The 13,348-nt window shown below is 74.5% G+C and carries 11 protein-coding genes; 5 read left to right on the forward strand and 6 right to left on the reverse strand.

All coding sequences use genetic code 11. The annotated features are described in order from the left end of the window. Positions 1 to 807 precede the first annotated feature (807 nt). Positions 808 to 1,524, reverse strand: coding sequence for an alpha/beta fold hydrolase (locus tag ACWCP2_RS32445; protein ID WP_450912136.1), 717 nt, complete (start codon positions 1,522 to 1,524; stop codon positions 808 to 810). Between the two features lie 44 nt (positions 1,525 to 1,568). Then, positions 1,569 to 6,173 (reverse strand): ATP-dependent helicase, encoded by a 4,605-nt coding sequence (locus tag ACWCP2_RS32450; protein WP_450912137.1) that lies wholly within the window; start codon positions 6,171 to 6,173, stop codon positions 1,569 to 1,571. Between the two features lie 80 nt (positions 6,174 to 6,253). On the opposite strand from ACWCP2_RS32450, the gene ACWCP2_RS32455 reads away from it, so the two are divergent. After that, on the forward strand, positions 6,254 to 7,171 hold the full coding sequence (locus tag ACWCP2_RS32455) for an AraC family transcriptional regulator (RefSeq protein ID WP_450912138.1): 918 nt from the start codon (positions 6,254 to 6,256) through the stop codon (positions 7,169 to 7,171). A gap of 157 nt (positions 7,172 to 7,328) precedes the next feature. Here the strand turns inward: ACWCP2_RS32455 and ACWCP2_RS32460 are convergent, their stop codons facing one another. After that, positions 7,329 to 8,129 carry a nucleotidyltransferase domain-containing protein gene (locus ACWCP2_RS32460; RefSeq protein ID WP_450912139.1) on the reverse strand — a complete coding sequence of 267 codons (801 nt, stop codon included), beginning with the start codon at positions 8,127 to 8,129 and terminating at the stop codon, positions 7,329 to 7,331. A 66-nt stretch (positions 8,130 to 8,195) separates the two neighbouring features. Between ACWCP2_RS32460 and ACWCP2_RS32465 the strand changes: the two genes are divergently transcribed. Together ACWCP2_RS32465 and ACWCP2_RS32470 are read left to right on the forward strand one after the other, a co-directional pair. After that, the gene (locus ACWCP2_RS32465) at positions 8,196 to 8,933 is read left to right on the forward strand and encodes an AzlC family ABC transporter permease (protein ID WP_450912140.1); all 738 of its coding nucleotides are present in this window, start codon (positions 8,196 to 8,198) and stop codon (positions 8,931 to 8,933) included. Continuing rightward, a complete protein-coding gene (locus ACWCP2_RS32470; RefSeq protein ID WP_450912141.1) occupies positions 8,930 to 9,238 on the forward strand; it encodes an AzlD domain-containing protein in 309 nt (102 codons plus the stop codon). The genes ACWCP2_RS32465 and ACWCP2_RS32470 overlap by 4 nt, the downstream gene beginning before the upstream one ends. Here the strand turns inward: ACWCP2_RS32470 and ACWCP2_RS32475 are convergent. After that, positions 9,207 to 10,217: a hypothetical protein gene (locus ACWCP2_RS32475; protein WP_450912142.1), complete on the reverse strand. Its 1,011-nt coding sequence runs from the start codon at positions 10,215 to 10,217 to the stop codon at positions 9,207 to 9,209. The two genes, ACWCP2_RS32470 and ACWCP2_RS32475, sit on opposite strands and share 32 nt — an antisense overlap. Positions 10,218 to 10,298: 81 nt before the next feature. On the opposite strand from ACWCP2_RS32475, the gene ACWCP2_RS32480 reads away from it, so the two are divergent. Both ACWCP2_RS32480 and ACWCP2_RS32485 read left to right on the forward strand, forming a co-directional pair. Then, the gene (locus ACWCP2_RS32480; protein ID WP_214955542.1) at positions 10,299 to 10,493 is read left to right on the forward strand and encodes a DUF3046 domain-containing protein; all 195 of its coding nucleotides are present in this window, start codon (positions 10,299 to 10,301) and stop codon (positions 10,491 to 10,493) included. 312 nt (positions 10,494 to 10,805) lie between these two features. Then, positions 10,806 to 11,900, forward strand: a complete 1,095-nt coding sequence (locus ACWCP2_RS32485) for an AI-2E family transporter (protein WP_450912143.1) — start codon at positions 10,806 to 10,808, stop codon at positions 11,898 to 11,900. Here ACWCP2_RS32485 and ACWCP2_RS32490 read toward each other — a convergent pair. Further along, complete coding sequence (locus ACWCP2_RS32490; protein ID WP_450912144.1) at positions 11,848 to 12,609, reverse strand: Clp protease N-terminal domain-containing protein; 762 nt, start codon at positions 12,607 to 12,609, stop codon at positions 11,848 to 11,850. The two genes, ACWCP2_RS32485 and ACWCP2_RS32490, sit on opposite strands and share 53 nt — an antisense overlap. A 47-nt stretch (positions 12,610 to 12,656) precedes the next feature. Continuing rightward, positions 12,657 to 13,229, reverse strand: a complete 573-nt coding sequence (locus tag ACWCP2_RS32495) for a 2'-5' RNA ligase family protein (protein WP_450912145.1) — start codon at positions 13,227 to 13,229, stop codon at positions 12,657 to 12,659. Between the last annotated feature and the right edge of the window lie 119 nt (positions 13,230 to 13,348).

Genomic DNA, 13,348 nt, shown 5'->3' on the forward strand with positions numbered 1-13,348 from the left:
GTTCCTTGCGGGGTGCGCCCCGGGCCCTGCTTCTGGGGGCTGCGTCCTGGGCCCGTTCCTCGGGGCTGCGCCGCGGACGCTGTTTCCTGGGGTTTGATTCCTGGGCCCTGTTTCCGGGGGGCTGCCTCGGGCCCGTTACTTGGGGGTGCGCCTCGGCCTGTTTCTGGGGGCTGCGTCCTGGGTCTGTTTCTTGGGGCTGCCCTCGGGCCGTGTTTCCGGGGGGTGCGCCCCAGGCCCGTTCCGGGAGGTGTGGCCCGGTCCTGTTCCTTGGGGCTGCGCGGCGGATGCTGATTCCGGGGGGTGCGCCCCGGACGGCTGGGTGGGGTTCTGTTTGGTGGGGCGGGGTGATCTCACTGATGGGACAGGGGGCGGTGTTGAGTGTGGCCCGTGGGGCCGGATCGGTGGCTTGTTCCGGCGATGGTGGCGAAACGGCACCTAGCACCGGGTCTTCAGACGGCTCCCGTTCCTGGCCCCGAGATCGTGGACCAACGAGGTTCTGGCAGGGTCGGACGACCATGTTCATGGTGGTGACGGGCGGGCAGCGCGGCTGCTCTCCGGCGTTCTCGTCGCATCGGGCCGGGCCGGCCGTCCGGATCGGGGGCTTGCTGGGACGGCGTACGTCTCCCGCAAGAACCGCGTTCGACTGCGTCGCCGAGGGATTTGCTGCGGCATCCCGGGCAGGGCCGACCCGGCGCGTCACTACCGTGAGCGTCATGGGGACGAGTGGGGGGTCCTCCGCCTCACGCCTCAGGAAGTACCGCGGCCTCGCTGCGAGCCCTTGTAGTGGCCGGCGGCGAACGGCTGTGGTCAGTGCTCCTCGGCGGCATTGAGGAGAATCCGCGCCAGCTCGCGCGGCTGGGAGAACATCGGCCAGTGGCCGGTGTCCATCGTGGCCAGCCGCCAGTGCTCGCTGTTCAGCAGCTCGGCGACATCTTCGTCGGGCTCGGCGTCGTGCGGCTCGGCCCCTGGCATCACGCACAGGATGTATGTCGCCGGAAGTTCGCCGAGCGGCCCCGCCAGCACGGCGGGCTCGGTCAGCGTGGCGCCCGGGTGAGGTGTCGAGCCGCGCACGAGGCGCGCGATCTGCTCATCGGTGAGACCTTCGCCGTCGTAATGAGCAGCCGGCGCGAGCGGCCAGAACCCTCCGTTCTCGGCGATCGACGCCTCCACCGCCGCCCCGCCGTCCGGCCAGGCGGAGACGAACGACTCGCCGTCAGTGGGGACGCTTGAGTCGACGAATACCACGCGAGCCAGTCGGTCACCGATCCGCTCCGCGGCCTGACCGACCGGGATGCCCGAGTAGCTGTGATCCACCAGGACCACGTCCCGCAGATCCTGGAGTTCCACTTCGGCGACGATGTCCTGGACGTGAGTCGCTTGCCCGGCCGGTACACCGCGCTTGTCCGCAAGGCCCGACAGCGTCAGCGGATGGACGCCGTGGCCGGCCGCACGCAGATGTGGCACCACCTCGCCCCACGCCCACGCCCCGAGCCGCGCACCTGCAACCAGCACGAAATTCGCCATGCCCGCACCGTAGCCGGGCAGCCACCTAGCCGGGCAGCCACCCCCTAGGTGCGCAGGCGGAGGCCCTGGGGGGTGGCGTGGAAGCCTGTGGCCTCTGTGGGCGGGGCGTAGGGGGACGTGAGGGAGGGGGCGGCGTTGATGCGTTCCACCGTGAGGGTGGGGAGGGTGCCCTTGCGGGACGCCGCGGTGAGGGCCGTCAGGGCGGCGGTGAGGCGGGGGTCGTCGGGGGCGGGCCAGGCGAGGAGGGTTTTGCCGCCGCGCTCCAGGTAGAGGGTGAGTTCGCCGTCGACCAGGACGACGAGGGAGCCGGCCTTGCGGCCCGGCTTGTGGGTGGCTCCGGTGGGGGGCTCCGGCCAGGGAAGGGCCGCGCCGTAGGCGTTCGCCGGGTCGGCGGCGGCGAGGACCACCGCCGCCAGAGGGGGCGGGGTGCGCTCGGCCGCGCGGAGGCGGTCGACCGCGCCGTCCATGGCGAACTGGGCCGCGCCCAGGCCTTCGACCACGTAGCCCCTGCGGGCCTGGCCGCTGTCCTCGAAGGCGGACAGGACGCGGTAGACCGCGCTGAATCCGCCTTCCACGCCTTCCGCGGCCACCGCGCCCCGGGTCACCACCCCGTGCCGGTCGAGCAGGGTGCGGGCCAGGGCGTGCGCGCGGTGGGTCGGGTCCGGGGCGTGGACCGGGAGCAGGGCCCAGCGGCCCGACACCGTGGGCGGGCCCGTACGGGAGGCAGGGGTGGTCAGGGTGCCGTAGCGGCCGCGGGGGATCGTACGGCGGGCGCGGTGGGCGGTGGCGCCCGCCGTACGGCCCGAGCCGAGGAGGGAGCGCAGGGGGGCCAGGGTGTCGTTGGTCAGGCGGCCCGACCACGCCAGGTCCCAGACGGCGGAGGAGAGGTCCGCGTCCGAGGCGTCCGGGTGCAGGGCGCGGGCCCGGTCCGTGAGCTGGCGGAAGAACAGGCCGTACCCGCCGGAGAGGGCGGAGAGGACCGCCTCGTGGAGCGGTCCGAGCTCCAGGGGGTGGGGCGGCGGGAGGAGGAGGGGGGCCGCTTCCGCCAGGTAGAGGGAGACCCAGCCGTCCTTGCCCGGCAGGGCGCCCGCGCCGGCCCAGACGACCTCGCCGGTGGTGGTGAGCTCGTCCAGGAGGGCGGGGGAGTAGTCCGCCACGCGGGAGGGGAGGATCAGCCGTTCGAGGGCGGAGGCGGGCACCGCGGCGCCCTGGAGCTGTTCGATCGCGCGGGCCAGGCCGTCGATGCCGCGCAGGGCTCCGCCCAGGTGCTGCCACTGGGGGAGGAAGGTGGCGAGGGAGGCGGGAGGCACCGGCTCCAGTTCCTGGCGCAGGGCGGCCAGGGAGCGGCGCCGCAGCCGGCGCAGCACGGTGGCGTCGCACCATTCCTGGCCGATGCCGGCGGGGTGGAACTCGCCCTGGACCACCCGCCCGGCCGCCGCGAGCCGGTGCAGCGCGCCGTCCGTGACGGCCGTGCCCAGCCCGAAGCGGGCCGCCGCGGTGACGGTGGTGAAGGGGCCGTGGGTGCGGGCGTACCGGGCCAGGAGATCGCCGAGCGGGTCCTTCACCGGCTCGGTGAACGCCTCCGGGACGCCCACGGGGAGCGCCGTGCCCAGCGCGTCGCGCAGCCGGCCGGCGTCCTCGATGGCCGCCCAGTGGTCCTCGCCGCCGATCCGGACCCGGATCGCCCGCCGGGAGGCGGCGAGGGAAGGGGCCCACTCGGGCTCCGCGCCGCGCTCCGCCAGTTCCGCCGGGGTGAGCGGGCCCAGCAGGCGCAGCAGGTCGGCCACCGATTCGGCGTCCTTGGCCCGCCGGTCCTCCGTCAGCCACTGGAGCTCCCGCTCCAGCTCGGTCAGCACCTCCGCGTCGAGCAGTTCGCGCAGCTCCGCCTGGCCGAGCAGCTCGGCCAGCAGCCGGGAGTCCAGCGACAGCGCGGCCGCCCTGCGCTCGGCGAGCGGCGAGTCGCCCTCGTAGAGGAACTGGGCGACGTACCCGAAGAGGAGGGAGCGGGCGAAGGGGGAGGGCTCGGCCGTCGTGACCTCGACGAGGCGGACCCGGCGGGCCTCGATGTCCCCCATCAGCTCGGTCAGGCCGGGCACGTCGAAGACGTCCTGCAGGCATTCCCGTACGGCCTCCAGCACGATCGGGAACGAACCGAACTCGGAGGCCACCTGGAGCAGCTGCGAGGCGCGCTGGCGCTGCTGCCACAGGGGGGTCCGCTTGCCGGGATTGCGGCGCGGGAGCAGCAGGGCGCGGGCCGCGCACTCGCGGAAACGGGAGGCGAACAGGGCGGAGCCGCCGACCTGGTCGGTGACGATCTGCTGGACGTCACCGTGGTCGAAGGCCACGTCCGCGGCGCCCAGCGGGGGCTTGTCGTCGTCGAAGTCGAAGGAGCGGGAGGAGGTGCCGGGCGCCGGGTCGTGGTCCAGCAGGTCCAGGTCCATGCTCAGCAGGTCCGCGTCCGGCAGGCGGAGCACGATGCCGTCGTCGGCGTGCATGACCTGCGCGTCCATCCCGTACCGCTCGGAGAGGCGGGCGCCGAGCGCCAGCGCCCACGGTGCGTGGACCTGGGCGCCGAAGGGGGAGTGGACGACGACCCGCCAGTCTCCGAGTTCGTCGCGGAACCGCTCGACGACGATGGTCCGGTCGTCCGGTACGTGGCCGCAGGCCTCGCGCTGCTCGGAGAGGTAGGACAGGACGTTCTCGGCGGCCCAGGCGTCCAGGCCCGCCGCGAGGAGGCGCAGCCGGCCGTCCTCGGGAGTCAGGCCGCCGAGCTCGCGCAGGAACGCGCCGAGCGCGCGGCCCAGTTCCAGCGGGCGGCCCAGCTGGTCGCCCTTCCAGAAGGGGAGGCGGCCCGGGACGCCGGGGGCGGGGGTGACCAGGACGCGGTCGCGGGTGATGTCCACGATCCGCCAGGAGCTGGTGCCGAGGGTGAAGACGTCGCCGACGCGGGACTCGTAGACCATCTCCTCGTCGAGCTCGCCGACCCGGCCGCCGCCCTTCTTCGGGTCGGAGCCCGCCAGGAAGACGCCGAAGAGCCCGCGGTCCGGGATGGTCCCGCCCGAGGTGACCGCGAGCCGCTGGGCGCCGGGCCGGCCGGTGATCGTACCGGCGACGCGGTCCCACACGACGCGGGGCCTGAGCTCGGCGAAGGCGTCCGACGGGTAGCGGCCGGCCAGCATGTCCAGCACCGCCGTGAAGGCCGAGTCGGGCAGCGCCGCGAAGGGGGCCGCCCGGCGCACCAGGGCGAGCAGGTCGTCGAGCTGCCAGGTGTCCATCGCGGTCATCGCGACGAGCTGCTGGGCGAGGACGTCCAGCGGGTTGGCGGGGATCCGCAGGGATTCGATCGAGCCCGTGCGCATCCGCTCGGTGACCACGGCCGCCTGGACGAGGTCGCCCCGGTACTTGGGGAAGACGACTCCGGTGGAGACCGCGCCCACCTGGTGCCCGGCCCGGCCCACCCGCTGGAGCCCGGAGGCCACCGACGGCGGGGACTCCACCTGGATGACGAGGTCGACGGCGCCCATGTCGATGCCGAGCTCCAGGCTGGAGGTGGCGACCACGGCGGGCAGCCGGCCGGCCTTCAAGTCCTCCTCCACCAGGGCCCGCTGCTCCTTGGAGACCGAGCCGTGGTGGGCGCGGGCGAGCAGCGGCGGAGCGCCCTGGGCGGCTCCGGACTGGGCCATGATCTCGGCCGGGGGCGCCCCTTCGGGCAGCGGGCCGCCGGTGGCGCGCTCGTACGCGATCTCGTTGAGCCGGTTGCACAGGCGCTCGGCGAGGCGGCGGGAGTTGGCGAACACGATGGTGGACCGGTGGGCCTGGACCAGATCGGCGATCCGCTCCTCCACATGCGGCCAGATGGAGGGCTTGTCGCCGCCCTCCTTGCCCTCGGTGGCGGGGGAGCCGCCCAACTCGCCCATGTCCTCGACCGGGACGACGACCGACAGGTCGAACTCCTTGGTGGAGGGCGGCTGGACGATCTCCACCTTGCCGCGCGGGGCGAGGTACCGGGCCACCTCCTCCACCGGGCGGACCGTGGCCGACAGGCCGATCCGGCGCGCGGGGCGGGGCAGCAGCTCGTCCAACCGCTCCAGGGACAGCGCGAGATGGGCGCCGCGCTTGGTCCCGGCGACCGCGTGCACCTCGTCCAGGATCACCGTCTCGATCCCGGCCAGGGCCTCGCGGGCCGCCGAGGTCAGCATCAGGAACAGCGACTCGGGCGTGGTGATCAGGATGTCCGGCGGCCGGGTCACCAGGGCGCGCCGCTCGGCCGGCGGGGTGTCGCCCGAGCGGATCCCGACCCGGATCTCCGGCTCGGGCAGGCCCAGGCGCACCGATTCCTGCCGGATGCCGGTCAGCGGGCTGCGCAGATTGCGCTCCACGTCCACCGCCAGGGCCTTCAGCGGCGAGATGTACAGCACCCGGCAGCGCTTCTTCGGCTCCGCCGGGGGCGGGGTCGAGGCGAGCTGGTCGAGGGCGGCGAGGAAGGCGGCCAGGGTCTTGCCGGAGCCGGTGGGGGCCACCACCAGCACGTCCGAGCCCGCCCCGATGGCCCGCCAGGCGCCCTCCTGGGCGGCGGTGGGCGAGACGAAGGCCCCCGTGAACCAGGAACGGGTCGCGGGGGAGAACGAGTCGAGCGCGGTACCGGACATGCCCCCATCGTGCACCCGCCCACTGACAACCCGCGGGACCTGTGGAAACACCCCGCCCGGGACGGGCGCAGAATGGGGGGATGGGCACGGGGACGACCGGAGCGGACGAAGGCCGCGGCCGGGGAGCGGAAGAGGGCCGCCCTGAAGCGGACGGGGGCCGCCGCGCAGCGGGCGAGGGCCGCCGGGAATGGGCGCGGCACTGGCAGTACGCGGAACTGCCCGGGCTGGACCTTCTGCGCGCCCACTACGTCCGCCACACCTTCCCGCGCCACGCCCACGACGGGTACGTCATCGCGGCCGTCACCGGAGGCGTCGAGGAGATCGGCCTGCCCGGGGACACCCTGCGCGCCGGACCCGGCAGCGTGGTCCTGATCAACCCCGAGGTCCCGCACACCGCCCGCGCCGGGGTCCCCGAGGGCTGGGCCTACGCGACCCTCTACCCCTCCCGGGCGCTGATCGCCGAGGTCGCCACCGAGATCGGGACGCTGCGCGGAACCCCCGGCTTCACCGCCGCCATGGTCACCGACCCGCAGGCCTCGCGGGCCATCACCGAGGTCCACCGGGCCGCCGAGGCCGGCAACGCGCTGGCCGCCGACACCGTGCTGCGCGGGGTGGTGGCCCGGATGCTGACCCGGCACGCCGGGCCGCTGCCCGCCCGTACGGCCGGCCGCGCGGGTGCCTCCGACGCGGAGCGGGCCCGGGCCGTCCTGGAGGAGCGGATGGGGGAGCCCCCGTCGCTGGAGCAGCTCGCGGCGGAGCTGGGCACGAGCCCCTTCGCCCTGCTGCGGGCCTTCCGGGACCGGTACGGCATGCCCCCGCACACCTGGCTGACCGACGCCCGGGTCAGGCGGGCGCGGCTGCTCCTGGACGCGGGGACCCCGCCGGCCGAGGCCGCCGTCACCGTCGGCTTCACCGACCAGCCGCACCTGAACCGGCACTTCACCCGCATCGTGGGGGTACCGCCGGGCGCGTACCGGCGGGGGCGGGCGGCCGGTTAGCCGGCCCGCCCGTCACCTGGGGCCTCAGGGACACGCCGACCGGCGAGCGGACTGCCTCGTGCGGCCCGCCCTGCGGGCCCTCACGCCGCCCGGGCAGCGGCTGGACCGGCGGCTTCGGCACCTTCGGCCACCCCTGGGAGCAGACCCTGTGCGCCCCCTAGGCCAGGCCCGCGCGGGTCTCCTCGATCAGGGTGCGGGCCTCGGCGACCGTGGCCGTCAGGGCCTCGGGGGTGGTGCCCTGGGCGCCCAGCAGGGTGCGGACGCGGGGGCCGAAGCCCGCCGGAGCGCTCGGCAGGAGCTCCGCCGCGGCCAGGGCGCCCTTCTCGTTCAGGCACCAGCGGCGGTCCGCCGCGTACAGGGCCTGGACGAGGATGCCGAAGGCCTTGGACAGGCACAGGGAGACGTAGAGGGCGTCCCCGCGGGCCGCGCCCTTCGCGGCGCCCGCGGCGAGGAACTCCGCTTCCCAGGCCCCGGCCAGCAGGGCGTCGCGGAGCGGCTCCGGGTAGGCCGAGACCGTGGCGCGCAGGGCGGCCAGTTCGCCCGCCGGGTCCGCCAGGACCTGGCCCAGGGCCACCTCGCCCGGGTAGCACGGGGACCAGAAGCCGAGCGGGTGCCCCGGCTGCACGCCCACCTCGTAGCGGCCCTCGCGGCAGTCCGCCCAGACCCGCTCGACGCGGTCCAGGTCGCGCAGGATCCAGTCCACCGCCACGCCGTCGACGCGCAGCCAGGCTCCGCCGTTGACCCAGGGGCCCCAGCCGCCCGGGCCGGCCACCTCCACGTCCGGGCCGGCCAGCTCTCCCAGCGCGGCGAGGTCGAGGGCGCCGCGGTAGTAGACGCCCAGGTCCCAGTCCGACGCGGGGCCGTGCTCGCCGCGGGCGCGGCTGCCGCCCAGCATCACTCCGCGTACGCCGGGCACCCCGGCCAGCCGCTGCGCCATTTCCTTGATCACTTCGTGCATGGTGCAAGAACGTACAAGACCGGGCCGGAGCTGCCCACGTAGTTTCGGGGCGTGGGAGAACAGCGGATGGTCATACGAGAAGGACCCGACCGGGAAGCCCCCGGCGGGGCGGCGGCTCCCGGCGGGATGCCCGCGGCGGGCAAGCCGCGCGCCGCCGTGGTCCGGGACGCGCTCGGCGTCGGAGTCGCGGTCGGGCTGTCGGGCTTCGCTTTCGGGGTGACGGCTGCCGGGGCCGGGGTCAGTACCCTCCAGGCGTGCGTGCTGAGCCTGCTGGTGTTCACCGGGGCCTCGCAGTTCGCGCTGGTCGGGGCACTGGCCGCGGGCGGGAACCCGTTCACGGCCGCCGCCGGGGCCTTCTTCCTCGGGACCCGCAACGCCTTCTACGGGCTGCGGCTGTCCCAGTTGCTCGCGCTGCCCAAGGGCGTACGGCCGTTCGCCGCGCACTGGGTGATCGACGAGACCACCGCGGTGGCCCTGGCCCAGCCCGACCGGAAGTCCGCCCGGCTCGGCTTCACCGTGACCGGGCTGTCCCTCTACGTCCTGTGGAACCTCACCACCCTGCTCGGCGCGCTCGGCGCCGAGGCCATCGGGGACACCAGGGCGTGGGGGCTGGACGCCGCCGGGCCCGCCGTGTTCCTGGCGCTGCTGGCGCCGATGCTGAAGACCGGCACCGAGCGGGCCGTCGCCGCGCTGGCCCTCGTTCTCGGGCTGGGCCTGCTGCCGGTCCTGCCCGCCGGGGTGCCCGTGCTGATCGCGGCGCTGGCCGCGCCGGCCGTGCTGTGGATGAAGGGACGCCGCTCGTGAACGTCTGGATCGCCATCGGACTCACCGTCGCCGGCTGCTACGCCGTGAAGCTCGCCGGTCTGCTCGTCCCCGCGGGCGCCCTGGAGCGGCCCGCGGTGCGCAAGCTCGCCGCGCTGCTGCCGGTCGCGCTGCTCGCCGCGCTCACCGCGCAGCAGACCTTCGCCACCGGTCAGGAGCTCGTGCTCGACGCCCGCGCCGCCGGGCTCGCGGCCGCCGGGGTCGCGCTGCTGCTGCGGGCCCCGTTCCTCGTCGTGGTCGCGGCGGCCGTGGCCGTCACCGCGGGGCTGCGGGCCCTGGGAGGCTGACCGGGCCGGGCAGCCGGCCGTACGCGCGCAGCGTCAGCAGCGCCTCCAGCGTGGCGATCGGGCGCCGCTCCAGCGCGCTGCCCGGCGCCCACGCCCCGCGGCCCACCGGCCAGCCGCCGTCCGGCTGCTGCAGGCCGGCCAGGAAGCGCAGCGAGCCGTACAGCTCCGCGTCCGTGAACCAGCCGCGGGCGAGGGACTCCGGGCGGCGGGCGAAGTCGTACGGGTACAGGTGCTCGCCCGGCGCCGGGGCCGGCACGGGTTCGAGTACGGGGTCCAGTACGGCGTCCAGTACGACGAGCCGCTGCTCGCGGACGAGGCGCCCCAGCCGGTCGGCGGCCGCCGCGGCCCGGGCCCGGTCGGGCACCCCGTCCAGGAAGGCCACCGCGCCGCGGATCTCGTACGGGTGCCAGTGGCGCAGGTTCTCCACCCGGTCCCAGCAGAAGTCCGTCGCACGGAACAGCCACGCGTGCCACACCCGGTTGCGGTGCAGGATCCCGACGACGGGACCGGTGGCCAGCAGGTCGCCCGGCGGATCGTCGTGCAGCGGGTGGTACGGGGCCGCGGGATAGCCGCCGGAGCCCGGGGCGGTCGCGGGGAGCGCACCGTCCGGGGTGGACACCCGGGCCAGGTGGGCGCAGAGCCGCTCGATGCGCTGCCCGGCGCAGCGGCCCAGGCCGTCCAGGACACGCAGGGCGTGGGCGGTGTGCAGCGGGTGGCTGAGCGGACCGCGCAGATCCGGGTCGAGGGCGTGGCCGTAGCCGCCGTCGCCGCCCAGGTAGGCGCCGAGAGCGGTGTCCACCGGGTCGGCGTCCCCGCCCAGGAAGTGGAACGCGAACCGGCGCTGCTCCAGTACGCGGGCCGTGAGCCAGATGAACTGCTCGGCACGGGCGAGCGCGCCCGTCGCCGTGGGCGGCGTGGCCGCTGTGGCCGCCGCCGTCGCTGTGGTCGCCGCCGGGGCGCAGGCTTCGTCTCCAGGCATGCCAGGAACCGTAGGGGCCCGGGCTGCGCCGAGGTGGCCCGAACGGGGAGGGTGCACTCTCCGGGGCGGGATACTGGAGGCATGCGGTTGACGATTTTCTGGGAGCGGATGGCCGAGCACTTCGGCGCGGGCTACGCGGACTCCTTCGCGCGGGACCACGTCATGACGGAGCTCGGGGGACGCACGGTCCACGAGGCGCTGGACGCGGGCTGGGAGGCCAAGGACGTCTGGCGCGCGGTGTGTTCGGCGGTGGACGTGCCCGCCTCGCTGCGCTAGCGCGAGACGCCCGGTCTGCCGTTCACCGGCCGGGGGCGGCAGGTCGTGTTCGGGGCCTTTCGCAGGTCGTCCCCGCTCCCGGTCCGGCGTCTCGGGGCGGGAGCGCGGCGAATGCTTCGTGGTTCGCGGCGCCCGTGGGACAGACTGGTCGGCGTGGCAGCCAGTGATGAGACGACCGACCGGACCGAAGCCCCCCGGAGCGCGCCGCGGACCCGCCCGGCGGCCGCGGCGGACCCTTCGGCCGCAGGCCCCGTAACGGGAGAGCCCGGTGCGCCGGGCCCTGCCGGTGAACCGGCTCCGCCGGATGCCCGGATGCCGCGCTGGCTGCCGCGCGCGGTGGTCCTCGTCCTGGCCCTGGTGGCCTGCTTCCAGCTCGGCAGCTGGGCCTTCCACCAGCTCATCGGGCTGCTCGTCAACATCCTGATCGCGTTCTTCCTCGCGCTCGCGATCGAGCCGGCCGTGGCCCGGATGGAGGCCCGCGGCATGCGCCGCGGGCTCGCCACCTTCCTGGTGTTCCTCGGGGTGTTCGCGGCGGCCGCCGGATTCGTCGTCCTGCTCGGCTCGGTCCTCGCCGCGCAGATCGTGGACCTGGTGGAAGGCTTCCCCGGCTATCTCGACGCGCTGATCCGCTCGATCAACGACACCTTCCACACGCACCTGTCCCGGCTGGACATCCAGGACAGCCTGCTGCACTCCGACTGGCTGCAGAAGTACGCGCAGAACAGTGCGAGCGGCGTGCTCGACGTGTCCGCCACCGTGCTCGGCGGGCTGTTCAAGCTGCTGACGATCGGCCTGTTCTCCTTCTACTTCGCCGCCGACGGGCCACGACTGCGCCGCGCGCTGTGCTCCGTACTGCCGCCCAGGAAGCAGGCGGAGGTACTGCGGGCGTGGGAGATCGCCGTCACCAAGACGGGCGGATACCTCTACTCGCGCGGGCTGATGGCACTGATCTCCGGGATCGCGCACTACATCGTCTTCGCGGTGCTGGGCGTGCCGTACGCGCCCGCGCTCGCGGTGTGGGTGGGACTGGTGTCGCAGTTCATCCCCACCATCGGCACCTACCTGGCGGGCGCGCTGCCCATGCTGCTGGCCTTCACGGTCGACCCGCTGTACGCGCTGTACGTCCTCGGATTCGTGGTGGTCTACCAGCAGTTCGAGAACTACGTGCTCCAGCCGAAGCTCACCTCGAGGACGGTGGACATCCACCCGGCGGTGGCCTTCGGATCGGTCATCGCCGGCACCGCCCTGCTGGGCGCGGTCGGGGCGCTCATCGCGATCCCGGCCGTCGCCACGATGCAGGCCTTCCTCGGCGCGTACGTGAAGCGGTACGCGCTGACCGGTGACGCGGACGCCTCTACTTCCCGGCCTCGTCCGCGGAGGCGAGTACCGCTGCCAGGGCGTCGTTGACCCAGTTCTCGACGGCGTCCTTGTCCACGCCGAGGCCGCTGAGCGTCCCCGTGCCGTTCTCCAGCTCCAGGAGCGCGAGCAGGATGTGCTCGGTCCCCACGTAGTTGTGGCCCAGGCGCAGGGCCTCGCGGAAGGTGAGCTCCAGGGCCTTCTTGGCGGAGGCGTCGAAGGGGATCAGGGCGGGGAGATCCGCGGCGGCCGGGGGCAGGCTCGCGGTCGCGGCGGTGCGCACCTCGTCGGCCGCGACCCCCTGGTCGGCGATGGCGTGGGCGGCGAGGCCGTCGGGCTCGGCCAGCAGCCCGAGGACGAGGTGCTCGGTGCGGATCTCGGTGTTGCTCGCGGCGCGGGCCTCGTTCTGCGCGGTCACGACCACGTTGCGGGCGCGGGGCGTGAAGCGGCCGAAGCCCTGGCTGGGGTCGATCCCGGCGTCGCCCTCCTTGTCGGCCTTGGGGACGAAGCGCTTCTGGGCGGCCTGGCGGGTGACGCCCATGCTGCGGCCGATATCGGTCCAGGAGGCGCCGGAGCGGCGGGCCTGGTCGACGAAGTGGCCGATGAGGTGGTCCGCGACGTCCCCGAGGGCCTCAGCGGCGACGACCGCGTCGCTGAGCTGGTCCAGGGTGTCGGTGTGGACCTTCTTGATGGCCTCGATCAGGTCGTCGAGGCGTACCGGATTGGTCATGCGAACGGGTTCCACCGAAGGGTTCGTCATGAGTGCAACCCTAGGTTGACAGTTCAGAGAGTGTCAACCTCGGGTTGTCAGTTACCTGTTTCCGGTTCCCGCAGGGTGAAGCGCGCACGCTCGTGCCAGGCCGTCCCGTCGTAGGCCACCAGGTCGACGGCGCGGGCGCGGGCGGTGAGGGGGAGCCGGCCGGTCAGGTCGGCCTCGGCGGCGTCCAGGTCGGCCTCGGCGGCGCGCTGGGCCACCGTGAGGTGCGGGACCGGGTCCGGGTAGCGGCCGCCGTAGGGCCGGACGTCCGGCCAGCGCTCGGTGATCGCGCGGGTCAGCCGGCGCAGCGGGGCGTCCGGTTCCGGGGCGAGGTAGAGCATCCCCGGGAACCGGCCGGTCCGCTCGAAGCGCAGGCCGAAGGCGTGGTGGGGGCGCAGGGCCGCGGCGATCCCGGCGAGGACCGGGGCGTCGATCAGGTCCTCCCGGAGGAACGGGTAGAGCACGCTCACGTGCGCCGGCACCCCGGCGCCGGCCCGGGCCGCGGGGTCGATCCGGTCCCGCCAGTCCCGGACGACGGGTTCCGCTTCGGGTATCCGCACGATGAGCGCGGTGCGTCCGGCGGGGAACATGCTGGAGGTGGTGTCGTCCGCGGTGTCCGTCATGGGAGTGGATCATGCCAGTCGCCGGTGGGGCGTACGGGTCCGGCGTGGCGCGCTTGACAGGGAAATCGAACACGCATTCTTATTGGTTATCCACAGCCAAAACGGACGTGGGACCGCGT

Source organism: Streptomyces sp. NPDC002104 (genome assembly GCF_053593795.1).

Coding starts and splice junctions, on each gene's coding strand:
- ACWCP2_RS32480 (WP_214955542.1), top strand. CDS start 10,299: ATGCGGTTGACGATTTTCTGGGAGCGGATGGCCGAGCACTTCGGCGCG.
- ACWCP2_RS32455 (WP_450912138.1), top strand. CDS start 6,254: ATGGGCACGGGGACGACCGGAGCGGACGAAGGCCGCGGCCGGGGAGCG.
- ACWCP2_RS32445 (WP_450912136.1), bottom strand. CDS start 1,524: ATGGCGAATTTCGTGCTGGTTGCAGGTGCGCGGCTCGGGGCGTGGGCG.
- ACWCP2_RS32495 (WP_450912145.1), bottom strand. CDS start 13,229: ATGACGGACACCGCGGACGACACCACCTCCAGCATGTTCCCCGCCGGA.
- ACWCP2_RS32465 (WP_450912140.1), top strand. CDS start 8,196: ATGGTCATACGAGAAGGACCCGACCGGGAAGCCCCCGGCGGGGCGGCG.
- ACWCP2_RS32460 (WP_450912139.1), bottom strand. CDS start 8,129: ATGCACGAAGTGATCAAGGAAATGGCGCAGCGGCTGGCCGGGGTGCCC.
- ACWCP2_RS32450 (WP_450912137.1), bottom strand. CDS start 6,173: ATGTCCGGTACCGCGCTCGACTCGTTCTCCCCCGCGACCCGTTCCTGG.
- ACWCP2_RS32490 (WP_450912144.1), bottom strand. CDS start 12,609: ATGACGAACCCTTCGGTGGAACCCGTTCGCATGACCAATCCGGTACGC.
- ACWCP2_RS32475 (WP_450912142.1), bottom strand. CDS start 10,217: ATGCCTGGAGACGAAGCCTGCGCCCCGGCGGCGACCACAGCGACGGCG.
- ACWCP2_RS32485 (WP_450912143.1), top strand. CDS start 10,806: ATGCCGCGCTGGCTGCCGCGCGCGGTGGTCCTCGTCCTGGCCCTGGTG.